The following is a 14,478-nucleotide window of genomic DNA, read 5'->3' as shown; positions in this document are numbered from 1 at the left end:
CCTCAAAACTAGCTTGCCCAGCTATCAGAATTAGGGTAAAATAGCTTAGTAAGTATTTTTAGAAAAGGAAAAATCTATGTCTTTACCAAATTGCCCCAAATGTAACTCGGAGTATGTTTACGAGGATGGTATCCTTTTGGTCTGTCCAGAATGTGCTTATGAGTGGGATCCAAACGAAGCTGCCGAAGAAGAAGGCTTAGTCGTTCTTGACAGTAACGGTACGCGTCTGTCTGATGGTGACAGCGTTACGATCGTTAAAAATCTCAAGGTCAAGGGAGCTTCAAAGGATCTCAAGCAAGGGACTCGTATAAAAAATATCCGACTGGTCGAAGGGAATCACAATATCGACTGTAAGATTGATGGCTTTGGTGCCATGAAACTCAAGTCAGAGTTTGTTAAAAAAATATAAATCCCTATAAAGTTCAAGGCAAAGACCTTGGGCTTTTTAACTGAAAAGACGAGGGCGAATTTATGTCGCCTCGTCTTCTACTATGATTGAAATCTAATGACAGATGCGGCCGCATCTACTTTGGCTGGGACACCCAAAGGAATGATAGCTCTAGGGGTAGCGTGCCCAACGTTGACATTATAAAGAATGGAGATATCTGTATCAATCACTTCCAGCAAGATTCGTTTATAGTCATCATAATAGGTTTCATCCATAGGCTTACCAACAATGACACCATTCAGGACCTCAAAAATACCAGTAGTTTTTAATGTTTCCAGCATGGTACGATAAAGGGCAGGTTCTGGTTTCTCTTCACTGGTTTCCAACAGGAGAATTTTTCCCTGCCAATCACTCAAACTGGGAAAGAGCTGATAACGCTGACAGAGGGCACTGCTGTCTTCATAGCGTGATGAATCAAAAATTTGATAGAGAGATTCCAAACACCCGCCTAGGATCGCTCCTTCAAATTGAGGACTTCCCTTCAATAACTCAAAGTCTTCATTTTTATGCATAATCCGACTGGTTCCTAAGACCTTGGGACTAAAATCTGTCCGCTCCTCATACCAGATAGCACTGGGCCTGATTTCTGAGATGCGACCTGTTTCTAGCAGTTCTTTAAAGTAATGAAAGGAGTAGGGCAGCATCCCTTGGTCTAATTCACAGATATCTGGCAAAAAGGCTTGACCGTAGAAGGTTTTAAGTCCTAACTTATGCAACATCAAGTGATTCATAGTAGTATCGGAAAACCCTAAAAAGATTTTTTGCTGGAGCGCTTGTTGCAGTTCGTTATGGTCAAATAAGTAAGGCAGGAGGCGGTGGGTATCATCGCCGCCAATAGCGCATAATATCATATCAATGGTAGGGTCTTTAAAAGCAGTGAGTAGATCTTGTGCTCTGGCTTGAGGATTCTCCCGCAGATAGTCAATACCTTTGAGAGCATGGTCTAAAAAAACAACTTCCAGCCCCAGCTGCTCCAAGCGTTTGACCCCTAAGTCCGCTTCAAACTTAATAAATTCCTCCCCAAGGATACCGCTGGACAGACTGACAATCCCAATCTTTTTAATCATAAAGGGCGCCTCCTTTTTGAAAATTACCAGCATTATAGCATACTAACCCTTGCTAGGAAAGGCTGAAAATAGTTGTGGATCTGTTTTTACCGATAAGTAATTTTGAAAATTTCAAAGAGAAGAATACAAATGTATTTTTTTCATTTTTATATGAATAAAAATAAATTGAGCTTTCAAACTGTCTGAGAATTTGGTATAATAAGGCATATCTTCACGTTAGGAGCCAGCTATGTCGTATGTATTAGAAATTCTTCCTGCACTCTTGAATGGAGCTCTCGTAACCTTACAGGTTTTCTGTATCGTTATCGTCTTATCCATTCCTTTAGGGATAGTCCTTGCCTTTTTGATGCAGATTAAGTTCAAGCCCTTAAACTGGCTTTTAACGCTCTATGTTTGGGTGATGCGCGGGACTCCGCTCCTCTTGCAGCTCATCTTCTTTTACTATGTTCTGCCAAGCGTTGGGATTGTCTTTGATCGGTTGCCAGCTGCTGTTTTGGCTTTTACTCTCAACTATGCAGCCTACTTTGCGGAAATTTTCCGCGGCGGTATTGCTGCTATCCCTAAGGGACAGTATGAGGCAGCTAAGGTCTTGAAATTCACCCAGTTACAAACCATCCGCTATATTATCTTGCCGCAGGTGGTTAAAATTGTTCTGCCGAGTGTCTTTAATGAGGTCATCAATTTGGTTAAGGATTCCTCACTAGTCTATGTACTGGGAGTCGGCGATCTTCTCTTGGAGAGCCGAACAGCTTCCAACCGTGACGCCAGCTTGGCTCCTATGTTTGTTGCGGGTGCCATCTACCTGCTCTTAGTTGGTGTAGTGACCCTAGCCTCTAAACGTATTGAAAAGAAATTTAATTTTTATAAGTAGGAGGGGTCTATGTTATTAGAATTAAAAAATATCTCCAAACAGTTCGGCCACAAACAGATTTTTAAAGCGTTTAATCTTAATGTAGAAGAAGGAAAGATTTTAGCCATTGTAGGCCCTTCCGGTGGCGGGAAAACGACCCTCTTGAGGATGCTGGCTGGGCTAGAAACAATCGATTCTGGTCAAGTCATTTATCAGGGGGCAGAAGTCCCTTTGAATCACTTAGAATCCGAAAATATTTTGGGTTTTGTGTTCCAAGATTTTCAGCTTTTCCCTCATTTGACAGTGCTGGAAAATCTGATGCTCTCTCCGACCAAAACGATGGGGATCACTAAGGAAGAGGCTCTGAGAAAAGCCAAGGAACTACTAGCCAAATTAGGCCTCGAAGAGCACGGACAGGCCTATCCTTTTTCTCTTTCCGGCGGTCAGAAACAGCGGGTCGCTTTTGCGCGTGCTATGATGATTGATCCCAAAATCATTGGCTATGATGAGCCAACTTCGGCCTTAGATCCCGCTTTGCGCCAGGAGGTTGAAAAGTTGATTTTGCAAAACCGTGAAATGGGCATTACCCAGATTGTTATTACGCATGATATGGATTTTGCCAAAAATGTTGCGGACGATATTTTGACGATTAACCCTAAATAGATAAAGGATAGACGATGAAAAAACTAATAAGAAGTCTCTCCATGGGATTGATGCTCCTTCTGGCAGCCTTGGTCTTAGTAGCCTGCAGCTCTCGGTCTAACTTCGCGACCGAGACGGATCAGTGGTCAACCTACAGTAAGGAAAAAACGATTAAAATTGGTTTTGATGCTACCTTTGTACCCATGGGCTTTGAAGAAAAAAATGGTAAGTACACCGGTTTCGATGTGGACTTAGCCAATGCTGTGTTTAAAAAGTATGGTATCAAGGTAGAGTGGCAGGCTATCGACTGGGACATGAAAGAAACCGAGCTCAAGAATGGGACCATCGATCTGATTTGGAACGGTTATTCTGTGACCGATGAGCGCAAGAAAGAACTTACCTTCACCGATCCTTACATGGTTAACCAGCAGGTGGTCGTGACCAAGAAGTCCTCCAATATTTCCAGCATCGATATGATGTCTGGAAAGAGATTAGGAGCCCAAGCTGGCTCCTCAGGCTATGATGCCTTTGAAAGTCAGCCTAACCTGCTCAAGAATAAGGTCAAGGATAAGAAGGCAATCCAATATTCGACCTTTACTCAGGCTCTGATTGACCTGAAGGCGGGCCGAATTGACGGCCTCTTGATCGACCGTGTTTATGCCAATTATTACCTCGAACAAGAAGGAGAGCTGGACAGCTACAATATTATACCAGCTGGCTATGAAGCTGAGAGCTTTGCTGTCGGCGCCCGCAAGTCTGATAAGACCTTGGTGAAAAAAATCAACCGAGCCTTCAAAGAACTTTACCAAGACGGCCAATTCCAGAAGATTTCCAAGAACTGGTTTGGTGAAGATGTGGCAACCAAGCAAGTTAAGAATACAAATTAGAGAGTGGGACAGACAGCCATGATGGCTTAGCCTTCGCCCACAAAATATTGTAATCTCCGGAGATTACGTATAAAAAAGATTTTCATTTTAGAAATTCTTTATCATCAACTCCGATTTCACAAAACATAAAATATAAAACGAACAATGATGAATTTCAGATGATTAAAATTCTATCGTTGTTCGTTTTATGACAGGACAGCTGACTTTTATTTCATGTTTCTTTCGTACCAATAGACAGAGCCTAACAGAAAGAGAGTGGCTAGAAATCACCATTTTATGACGATTTCTAGCCACTCTCTCACATTTTAAGGTTCAGGCCTTTGCCGCTTTCCTATTCTTAGGCGGCAGGCCTTGGCAGTTTATCTCCAGACTGCTTAAGAAGGTGCCTGAAAATGGGATTGCACTACAAGATGATAACCAACCAGCAGTGGTTCATTGGTGCTAAAGTACCTAATGAACTGTGCAGGGGAAAGACTTCTTGGCAGAGCCAACAAGCCTTTATCCCAACCACTGCACCTAGCAAATATAATTGACTAAATAAAACAAGGCTGAGAACTTTTGTCTCAGCCTCTCACCACTGTGCCAAACTGCTCTATCCAAAGCTGATAGGAGGAAGAACTTTTGTCCTATCCTCTTATGCTCTCTGTTCTGGGGTGATTTGGTGAAATACTAGTTTCCAAGTTTCATGGCGTCGCCAGATGCTGACATGCTGCTGATTTTCCAGACGATAGGTAATCAGCTTGGTCTTCTGACTGATAGAGGTCATTTTGAAGTACTGAAAATTGCTGGAGTAGTAGGGGGCCAGCTCAAGAAAACGATGCTGAGTCAAGACCTGACCATGCTCATTGACCAGCATAAAATCCTCGGCAATATAAGTCTCATAGTCAGGGATCTTGGCTAAAACTAGCTTTTCAAATTTGTAGAGCTTATTGTAAACATTATCGGAAATTTCATCCTCAGGAATGGGAGCCGGCTCGACGTGGATGTCCACATCGTAGACTTGAAAGTCATCGTGGAGCAGCTGCTCTACTTGTTCGGTAATGGCATGGCTTTCATAGACAGAGAGGTCAGGATTCATTTCTAGGACGAGATCGAGGAAGATATTAGAACCATAGGTTCGGCCCCGTTGGGATTTGACGGCTGTAATCTTGGGAATTTGTAGGATAGCCTTTTCATATTCAGCCAGTTGTTTATCGTCAAATCCGTCTGATAAGCTAAAGGTGGCCTGAATAAAAATGTCGTAAGCCGTCTTGAGAATGAAGTAACAGATAATGATGGCAGCAATCCGGTCAATGATGGCTAGGTTCATAGAACTAGCAACGATGGCAACCGAAGTTCCCAGCGAAGTCACCGCATCTGACAGGTTATCCTTGGAGGCCGCCAGAAGCGCTGATGACTTAACCTTCTTAGAGAGATGGCGGTTGTAGAAGTAGACACCGTACATGACCAGAGCTGAAATCAGACCGACCGAGGCACCCAGAGGGTCAATGGCCGTTTGACTATTACTGAGGAGCTTTTTAATGGTTTCCATGAGGACCTGAAAACCAACCAGAAACATGATAAAAGAGGTCAAGAGACTGGCAAGATCCTCAATCTTCCAGTGGCCAAAGCGGTGGTCCTCATCGGCCGGTCGACTAGCCAAATAGAGGCCAACTAAAAGGATAAGATTACTCATGATATCCGATAGATTATTAAACCCATCGGCTGTCAGCGATGAGGAATGGAGTATGTAGCCAGAGAGGAGTTTGCCTAGAGCGAGGACCAGATAGGCAAAAATAGAGACAATGGGCCCCCGTCTAGCAAATTTAATCGATTCTTCCGCAGTCACCATAGGTCCTCCTAAATAATTATAATGGCTTTATTATAGCAGAATTGCTGGCATCAAGCCAATCAAGTTACTGTCAAAAAATCCCCTAGATTTGCCTAAGGGATATCTTTTTATTATTTGCTCAAATCTAGCTCAGATTTAGCAAAATATTTTTTGGTTTCCGCAAGGATGATTGGAGAAAGTCCCAGCAGGGCTACCAGATTGGGGAAGGCCATCAGGCCATTGACAATATCAGCGATGGCCCAGATGGTTTCCAGCTTGATAAAGCCCCCGATAGCTACCATAGCCACGAAAAATGCCCGATAAACTGGAATGGACTTAGCTCCAAAGAGAAATTCAAAACAGCGTTCTCCATAGTAAGACCAACCTAAGATAGTTGTAAAGGCGAAGAGGACAAGACTGACAGTCAAAGCTAAAATTCCCCAATTGCCAAAGACAGACGCAAAGGCTGATTGGGTCAGGATGGCTCCGTCTAAGTTTGAGGACCAGCCGCCTGTAACAATGATAGCCATCCCCGTCAGAGTACAGATGATGATAGTATCAATAAAGGTTCCTGTCATAGAAATCAGCCCCTGCTCAACGGGTTCTTCAGTTTTGGCAGCAGCAGCGGCGATAGGAGCAGAACCAAGCCCAGACTCATTGGAGAAGACCCCACGAGCAACCCCTTTTTGCAGGGCGACCATGACCGTTGCTCCTATAAAACCGCCAGCAGCAGCGTGGCCAGTAAAGGCAGAAGAGAAGACTAGTCCGATACTGGGCAGAAGTTTGTCATAGTTAACTGCCAGAATAGTGAGGCCGGCTAGAACATAGATAACAGCCATAAATGGGACTACCAAGGTGGAGACACGTGAGATGGATTGAATACCACCGAAGATAATAATAGCAACGAGAATAGCTAGGACGACACTGACATAACGGGGGTCCCAGCCGATACTGTTTTTGATGGAATCGGTGATAGAGTTAACTTGGGTGAAGGTACCCGATCCTAAGAGGGCCGTCATGGTTCCAAAGATAGCAAAGAGAATTGCCAGCCATTTCCAATTTCTACCCAGACCATTGACGATGTAGTACATAGGCCCGCCAGCGATTTCACCATTTTCATCTTTTTCGCGGAATCTAATAGCCAAGAGTCCTTCGGAATACTTGGTTGCCATCCCGAAGAAGGCTGCCATCCACATCCAAAAGAGAGCTCCGGGGCCACCTGCCTTGATAGCCGTGGCCACTCCAACAATGTTTCCTGTTCCGACCGTAGCGGCCAGAGCCGTACAGAGGGCAGCGAAGCTGGAGACGTCTCCATGACCTTCGCTATCAGCGAAAATCAAGCGAAGAGCCTTGGGAAGTTTAACAATCTGCAGCAATCCCAAACGAATACTGAGATAGATCCCAGTCCCAACTAAAAGGATAAGAAGGGGCGGGCCCCAGATGAAGGTGTCAATCTTATTGAAAAAATCTAGCATAGTATTTCCTATCTTTTTCTTTTATATGGCAGGAAAAAGGGGCTAGTTGTCTAGCCCCGCCTGACACATTCTAAAATATATACCTTCGTATTATATAAAAATGTGACTGGAATTTCAAATTCTACTTTTAATTATCAAATGATTTGCCAGCCTTGCGCTTGAAGTATGACTGAGTTTCCTTGATGATAATGGGTGACAGGACTAAGAGGGCAATCAAATTTGGCAGAGCCATGAGGCCATTAACAATATCTGCAATTTTCCAAATGACCTGCAACTGCAGATAGCCGCCAAGTGCTACCATGAGGACAAAGATACAGCGGTAAATGGTGATGCCCTTAGTCCCAAAGACAAATTCGACACAGCGTTCCCCATAGTAAGACCATCCCAAGATAGTTGTAAAAGCGAAAAGGGCCAAAGACAAGGTCAGGACCAAACTACCGATATGGCCAAAGACAGAAGCAAAGGCCGATTGAGTAACAGCAGCCCCTTCTAAGCCCTTGACAGACCATTGACCAGTAATCAAGATGGAAAGTCCGGTTAGGGTACAGATGATGATCGTGTCGATAAAAGTTCCTGTCATGGAAATCAGCCCCTGCTCAACAGGTTCTTCAGTTTTGGCAGCAGCTGCAGCGATGGGAGCAGATCCCAGACCAGATTCATTAGAGAAGACCCCACGAGCAACCCCTAGACGAATGGCCTGCATAACTGTTGCCCCAGTGAATCCGCCAACAGCTGCTGTCGGTGTGAAAGCTGATTTAAAGACAGCGACAAGAGTTGGGATTAGGTTGTGGAAGTTGATGGCGATGATGGTTACAGTTGCCAGAATATAGAGAGCAGCCATAAAAGGGACCACTTTTTCTGAGACCTTGGAGATGGATTGAATACCGCCAAAGACGATGATCGCAACCAAGATTGCAATGACAATGCTAACCACTTTGGGTGACCAAGCAAAAGTATTTTGCAGGGAGCCCGTGATAGAATTAACCTGAGAAAAAGTCCCGATACCAAGTAAAGCAACCAAAATTCCTGCTAAAGCAAAGAAGTAAGCAAGCGGTTTAGCAATGACTTTTAAGCGGCCGGTAATCCCATTGGTAATATAATACATAGGTCCGCCGGACACTTGGCCGTTATCATCCTGGGTCCGATACTTGATAGCCAGCAGCCCTTCGGCATACTTCGTAGCCATCCCAAAGAAGGCTGCCATCCACATCCAGAAGAGGGCTCCCGGTCCGCCAGTTCCAATAGCCGTAGCAACCCCGACAATATTTCCGGTTCCAATGGTAGCGGCTAAGGCAGTTGCTAAAGCTGCGAAACTGGAGATATCTCCTTCACCTTGGTCTTCTGCAAAGATGAGTTTGAAAGCCTTAGGTAAGCGTAGCACTTGCAAGAATCCCAAGCGAATGGTTAAATAAATCCCCGTTCCAACTAAGAGTACCAGCAGGGGCGGCCCCCAAACAATATCATCAATTTTCGTAAAAAAGTCCAGCATGACTATTCCTCCAAAGTTCTAAGATTATCAAGCACCTACACAGGATTAGTCCAAGCAAAAAAGCCCAGACTAATCTGATTCTGGACTTGGAGGTACTAACAGCACACCCAAAAAAGCCTTGATCTTTTGGGCTGAATTTCTGTCCTTTTGCCTGAGAGTTTGAGTAAAGCGAATTTACCTTGCCCCTTCGGCGTTTTCTAGCTATTGGGCTACCTGTCCCTTCAGTAGAAAATCTCTCCAGAAGTCCGTCCATCATCAGTCCCATTCTATGACTAGAAACCTGAGAGCATTACTCCTTCGGCGAAAGGTCTAACCTTTTCTCTCCTGATGATTTCAATCGGTTATTTGATAAATATGCTACTAGTTTAGCTAAATATCCGAATGCTGTCAAGACGAATTTAAGAAATTACCCATTAAAGACGAATAATCTTAGAGAGAATTGCCACAAAGGGCCCTAAGTTTATTCGTATTGTTATAAGATATAGAAAAACTCCAAGAGCTAGGAACCCTTGGAGTTTGTAATGATAAGCCGTTAAGCGTCAATGCGTTTAGTCGTTGCCTTATCAAAGAAATGTCCTTTAGCGACATTGAAGGCCACATTGATGTGTTCACCTGGGGCTAAGTAATCGCGGGCATTGACCCGAGAGGCAAATTCTTGATTACCGACCTTACAGTAGAGCACGGAGTCGCTACCCAATAATTCGGAGATTTCGACGCTAGCATTAACAACAGCAGATGGGAAGGTTGTTTGAGCAATCTCAGCTGCAGAGATATCCTCCGGACGAATACCAAAGGTAACTTCCTTGCCCATATAGCCCTTGCTTTCTAAAAGTTTCTTTTGGCCTTCGCTCAGGGAGATCTCAAAACCTTTGCCATCGGAGATAGTGTCATGATTGACAGTGACATCGAAGAAATTCATAGCTGGACTGCCAATGAAACCTGCAACAAATTTATTGGCTGGTTTGTTGTAGAGTTCCTGCGGTGTTCCGATTTGCTCCACCTTACCAACCGTACCTGTACCAGCTTCGTTCTTACTAGCTGACATGATGACAATCCGGTCAGCCAAAGTCATAGCTTCGGTTTGGTCGTGGGTCACATAGATGGTCGTTGCTCCAATCCGACGGTGAAGTTTTGCAATTTCGGCACGCATAGATACCCGCAATTTAGCATCCAAATTTGACAGAGGTTCATCCATCAAGAAAACCTTAGCATCACGCACAATTGCTCGTCCCATGGCCACCCGTTGCCGTTGACCACCAGACAGGTCAGCTGGTTTACGATTGAGTAATTCTTTCAGACCGAGAATATCGGCTGTTTCCTCAACTCGTTTACGAATCTCATCCTTCTTATACTTCCGCAGCTCCAGTCCAAAGGCCATATTTTCATAGACAGTCATGTGGGGATAGAGAGCGTAGTTTTGGAATACCATAGCAATATCACGGTCTTTGGGAGATTTATCATTAACTAAAACATTATCAATATAGAGTTCTCCCTTGCTGATTTCTTCTAAGCCAGCAATCATTCGCAGGGTAGTTGATTTACCGCAACCAGAAGGGCCTACAAAAACGATAAATTCCTGATCTTTGATATCAAGGTTGAAATCTTCAACAGAGTAGTAGTCGCTGTTGGGATATTTTTTATAAATTTTATCAAGTTTTAATGTTGTCATAATATTTTCCTTTTATCTAAGATGAACCCAGTTCATTGATTATAGTGATGACCAGTAAAATGTTAAGTGATTGAGTGAAAGGTGAATCACTCAAACATCAATACAGCAAAGACGGTTGTGTAAAGAGCGCCATTGAGTTCGAGTGACAAGTTTCTGACAAAAAGATTGGCAGCTGCTTTAGCTTGAGCTAACTCAGATACGAACACCTTTAGATTAAAGATTGGGTGTCATTTTTTTAACTGTCTAAGATTTAGTTGACGCTCTTACATCTTACTTTTATTTCACAGAACCGCTGGTAATACCTTCAACATAGTATTTTTGCATGTACAGAAAGAGGAGGGTAATGGGGATAGCGATAATTACAGAACCAGCAGCAAAGGCTTTGAACCATTCATTGATAGTATCTTGTTCCAACATGGCAAAAAGTCCGATGGCTACTGTATATTTTTCTGTCGCATCTCCCAAGATAACCTTAGCGAAGATAAAGTCCATCCAAGGGGCGATGAAAGTAGTCAAGGCTGTATAGACAATGATAGGTTTAGATAAAGGCAGGGTAATCTTGAAGAAGATATCCTTGCGGGTTGCGCCATCAATCATAGCTGATTCATCCAAGGAATAAGGAATGGTATCAAAGAATCCTTTGGCAATGTAGAAACCAAGGGCAGCTCCAGCAGAATAAACTAATACAAGAGCTGTTAGGGTCTGGGTCAAGTCAAGGGCCTTCAAGATGTAGTAGATGGCAATCATGGACATGAAGCCAGGAAACATATTGAGGACCAGAGCCAGTTTCAAAAAACTATTGCGGAATTTGAATTTAATCCGACTGAGCGAGTAGGCGATAGCCACCGTAATGAACGTTGAGATAACACAAGAGCAGATGGCAACGATCAGAGTGTTCATAAACCATCTCGCAAAAGGAAAGGAATCGTTGTTAAAGAGCTTGATATAGTTGTCCAGTGTAAAGGTTTTGGGAATGATATAGCTGACAAAAGCTGTTCCCTCACCACGAAAAGAAGTCAAAACGACCCAGAAAATAGGGAAGAGCCAGATGATGGACAAGATAACCAGCAGAAGATAGGTTAGACTTAAATTAATGCGCTTTTTTGTTTTCATTATTTGACAGCCCCTTCCTTATAAGAACTTGTTCTTGTGTAGGCCAGCAAGCTAAAAGCAGCAGACAGGATGAAAATCAAAATACCAATAACAGAAGCAAGATTGTAGTCCTTAGCTGAAACAGTCAGCTTGTAAAGCCAGGTTACCAAGAGATCTGTTGAACCCGCCTGATAGAAGTTAGGATTATTTGGACCACCACCGGTTAAAAGATAAATAACGTTGAAGTTATTGATATTACCGATGAACTGTTGGATTAGAGTAGGGGTCATGATAATCAAAATTTGTGGAAAGGTAATCCGTTTGAAAATTTGGAACTTGCTTGCTCCATCAATTTCAGCAGCTTCCAATTGTTCTTGAGGCAGGTTCATAATAATGGACGTTGATACCAACATGGTATAAGGGATACCGACCCACATATTGACAATAATAATCGAGACCTTAGCCCAAGTTGGATTAGTCAAGAATGGCAGAGGATGGCTAGTAAAACCGAAATTCATCAGGAGCTCATTCAAAGGTCCGCCAGGTGCCAGAAGGTTTTTCATAATCAAAAGGGAAATAAAAATTGGAACGGCAATGGTGATAACGAAAATCGTCCGCCAGAGCTTCTTAAATTTCAGACCTTTAGTATTGATAATCAGTGCCAAGATAATCCCAAAGAAAAAATTGGTGATGGTAGCAAAGACAGCCCAAATTAAAGTCCAAGTCAGGATTGGAAAGAAGGAACCAGCCATTCGACCAGTTAGGACATTACCGAAGTTGGAGAACCCAACCCAATGGAAGAGACTGCCTGGTGGCAAGTGATTATGGTCAAAATTGGTGAAGGCTAAGCAAACCATGTAAACCAGAGGGACAATGGTAAAGAGCAGGACTCCCAGAAGAGGAATGGACATCATGGACATGTGGAAACGGCCATCTGCCAGACTGGCAAAATCTTCTCTAAAGCTTGGCACGTTGAGCCCTTCAGATTTAATCACATAAAGATTGCGAGCACTTTTTAGATTACACCAATAAATGTAAGCAAAAACACAGCAGAAGACTAGGGCTGCAATCCCAAAGATGAGGAGCAGCATAGAGTTATCACCGTCGACAGTCTTGGTAATTTCAATACCATCAACAGTTTCTGTTACGGTTCCTTGAGTATGGGTTCCTAAGGTAATCAGGCCTTTGAAAGCGGGGATAACCTGCAGAACAAAGCTGATCAGAAAGATGATTTCTGATAGAAGGAAAAACAGTCCCTTAATAATTTGCTTGTTTGCGAGATTGGCTGCCCCCATAATCAGGGGAGACAACTTAATGTCTAGGCCTCCATTTTTGAGCGCCTCTCGCACAGCTACCTTTTCGTAGTAGTTAGAGTTGTTCATGTGTAGCCTCCAAAAAGTAAATCAAAATATACTTTATTTAACTCATGAGTTAAACTGTAAGGAGCAAAAATTATTTTCTCGAGATAAGACAAGGAGGCTGAGATAAAGCTCTCAACCTCTCGGTCTATTCTATTCAGGAAGGTATGAGTCTTATTTCGTTGAAGCCAAGTCTTTATCGAATTGTTGAAGTTTAGTCATGTAGTCAGCTTGAGAAATTTTACCAGAATAAGGTCCACTAAGCAATGGAGCTGATAAATTCCAGAAGGTTGACATTTGGCTAATCTTAGGCATTACAACAGTGTAGTCACTTGAGCTTGTCATAGTCGCAACAACCTTAGCTAATGGGTCAGAAGTTACGGCATCTGAAGCTTGAACATCCTTGTTAGAAGGAACAATGCTGCGAGTCTTGAATTGGTTGGCTTGACTATCTTTTTCAGTCAAGAAAGCAGCCAATTTGTAAGCAGCAGCGATACGTTTGCTATTGCCCTTAGCAGGAGCTTGGTTAACAGCATAGAGTTTAACACCCATAAAGGCCTTTTGTTGGACTTCTTGTTCACCAATTTGAACAGTTGGGTAAACAGCTACTCCCATCTTACCTTTACCAAGGGCTTTCAGAGCATCTGGGTAGTTCCAAGGTCCAGTTTCGATAGCATCTACAGAAGCGTTACCGAATTTAGAAACAGCTTCGTTATCAGGGACGTTGACAAAGCCAGAATTATCCTTTTGATTAGCTAGCCATTGCATAACAGCGACCCCTTTTTCGTTAGCCCAGTTTGTTCCTTTAACATCTTCACCATTTGCTCCGAAGAGGTTATTACCAACAGACAACATCAATGGTGCAATAGCATACGCATTAACCTCATTGAGACTAGCACCAAATTTTGCTTTAGAAGTCATGGTTTCGTAAGATTTAACATCTTCGGCAGACAATTTATCTTTATTGTAAAGAAGAACTTGTGATTCAACACCGAATGGGAAGGCATAGGTCTTGCCCTTATATTGAGCACCAGCTACAGCATTTTCAACATTGTTTGCTTTAACTTCTTTCACATATTTGTCAGGAATTGGTTGGATGATTTTTGCTTCAACCAGCTGCCCTAATTGGTCATGAGGCATTGAGAAGACATCAGCAGCAGCGGCAGAGTCTTTAGAAACCACTTCTTGAGCCTTCGAATCGTTAGATTCTTTGACTTCAATCTTGATACCCTTGTTTTCTTTTTCAAAAGCTTTGATGGTGTCAGAATAAGACTTCTTAGCACCAGTTGGAACCCAGAGCTTGAGGGTCGTACCAGAAGACTTGTTGCCAGAGCAAGCTGCTAGGGTTACGACGGATAACAAGGCGACACCGCCTGCAATCACCTTTTTCCATTTTTTCATGTTTATTCCTCCTAAAACATAAAAATTAAATTTACAATGTTATTATGAAATCGTTTGCAAAAAAAGTCAAGTATTTTTATAAACATATCCTATAAAAATATATTTGAAGAACTTTCTTAGTCTTAGAAGTACTGAAATAACAACAGTTTTAGTTAAAATAGCAAAATGACTAAATAGCACGCAAACGCTTGCATAAATTATTGCATTTTAGCCATATTGTTGTAAAATTGAGGAGTGAAAGACTTACAAACAGAGAGTGAGACAAAAATCAGTAGGGAGTGAGATCAACC

General features: G+C 42.8%; 12 protein-coding genes and 1 riboswitch. Of the genes, 4 read left to right on the top strand and 8 right to left on the bottom strand.

Translation table 11 applies throughout. The annotated features are described in order from the left end of the window. Positions 1-76: 76 nt before the first annotated feature. Positions 77-409, top strand: coding sequence for a zinc ribbon domain-containing protein YjdM (locus ACFSN5_RS06420; RefSeq protein WP_165210456.1), 333 nt, complete (start codon positions 77-79; stop codon positions 407-409). An 80-nt stretch (positions 410-489) separates the two neighbouring features. Here the strand turns inward: ACFSN5_RS06420 and ACFSN5_RS06415 are convergent, their stop codons facing one another. Continuing rightward, positions 490-1,515, bottom strand: coding sequence for a S66 family peptidase (locus ACFSN5_RS06415; protein WP_165210459.1), 1,026 nt, complete (start codon positions 1,513-1,515; stop codon positions 490-492). A gap of 229 nt (positions 1,516-1,744) precedes the next feature. On the opposite strand from ACFSN5_RS06415, the gene ACFSN5_RS06410 reads away from it, so the two are divergent. The 3 genes from ACFSN5_RS06410 to ACFSN5_RS06400 are packed head-to-tail and all read left to right on the top strand — an operon-like array spanning position 1,745 to position 3,894. Beyond that, positions 1,745-2,386, top strand: a complete 642-nt coding sequence (locus tag ACFSN5_RS06410) for an amino acid ABC transporter permease (protein ID WP_165210462.1) — start codon at positions 1,745-1,747, stop codon at positions 2,384-2,386. Between the two features lie 9 nt (positions 2,387-2,395). Beyond that, positions 2,396-3,028 (top strand): amino acid ABC transporter ATP-binding protein, encoded by a 633-nt coding sequence (locus tag ACFSN5_RS06405; RefSeq protein WP_165210465.1) that lies wholly within the window; start codon positions 2,396-2,398, stop codon positions 3,026-3,028. A 14-nt stretch (positions 3,029-3,042) separates the two neighbouring features. Beyond that, positions 3,043-3,894 (top strand): amino acid ABC transporter substrate-binding protein, encoded by an 852-nt coding sequence (locus ACFSN5_RS06400; protein WP_165210468.1) that lies wholly within the window; start codon positions 3,043-3,045, stop codon positions 3,892-3,894. Positions 3,895-4,528: 634 nt separating this feature from the next. Here the strand turns inward: ACFSN5_RS06400 and ACFSN5_RS06395 are convergent. The 7 genes from ACFSN5_RS06395 to ACFSN5_RS06365 all read right to left on the bottom strand — a co-directional run bounded on the left by ACFSN5_RS06395 (position 4,529) and on the right by ACFSN5_RS06365 (position 14,188). Continuing rightward, positions 4,529-5,725 (bottom strand): cation diffusion facilitator family transporter, encoded by a 1,197-nt coding sequence (locus ACFSN5_RS06395; protein WP_165210471.1) that lies wholly within the window; start codon positions 5,723-5,725, stop codon positions 4,529-4,531. 110 nt (positions 5,726-5,835) lie between these two features. Next, positions 5,836-7,179, bottom strand: coding sequence for an alanine/glycine:cation symporter family protein (locus tag ACFSN5_RS06390; protein ID WP_165210474.1), 1,344 nt, complete (start codon positions 7,177-7,179; stop codon positions 5,836-5,838). A 127-nt stretch (positions 7,180-7,306) separates the two neighbouring features. Then, complete coding sequence (locus tag ACFSN5_RS06385; protein WP_165210477.1) at positions 7,307-8,668, bottom strand: alanine/glycine:cation symporter family protein; 1,362 nt, start codon at positions 8,666-8,668, stop codon at positions 7,307-7,309. A gap of 129 nt (positions 8,669-8,797) precedes the next feature. After that, a riboswitch (glycine riboswitch) is annotated at positions 8,798-8,919 on the bottom strand. Positions 8,920-9,200: 281 nt separating this feature from the next. Beyond that, a complete protein-coding gene (locus tag ACFSN5_RS06380) occupies positions 9,201-10,337 on the bottom strand; it encodes an ABC transporter ATP-binding protein (protein WP_165210480.1) in 1,137 nt (378 codons plus the stop codon). Between the two features lie 276 nt (positions 10,338-10,613). Further along, positions 10,614-11,450, bottom strand: a complete 837-nt coding sequence (locus ACFSN5_RS06375; protein WP_165210483.1) for a sugar ABC transporter permease — start codon at positions 11,448-11,450, stop codon at positions 10,614-10,616. Beyond that, on the bottom strand, positions 11,450-12,811 hold the full coding sequence (locus tag ACFSN5_RS06370) for a carbohydrate ABC transporter permease (RefSeq protein WP_165210486.1): 1,362 nt from the start codon (positions 12,809-12,811) through the stop codon (positions 11,450-11,452). The genes ACFSN5_RS06375 and ACFSN5_RS06370 overlap by 1 nt, the downstream gene beginning before the upstream one ends. A gap of 150 nt (positions 12,812-12,961) precedes the next feature. Continuing rightward, positions 12,962-14,188 carry an extracellular solute-binding protein gene (locus tag ACFSN5_RS06365; RefSeq protein ID WP_165210489.1) on the bottom strand — a complete coding sequence of 409 codons (1,227 nt, stop codon included), beginning with the start codon at positions 14,186-14,188 and terminating at the stop codon, positions 12,962-12,964. Between the last annotated feature and the right edge of the window lie 290 nt (positions 14,189-14,478).

Source organism: Streptococcus tangpeifui, assembly GCF_044503215.1.
Lineage (GTDB): Bacteria > Bacillota > Bacilli > Lactobacillales > Streptococcaceae > Streptococcus > Streptococcus tangpeifui.
This window is presented reverse-complemented; position numbering and strand designations above follow the sequence as displayed.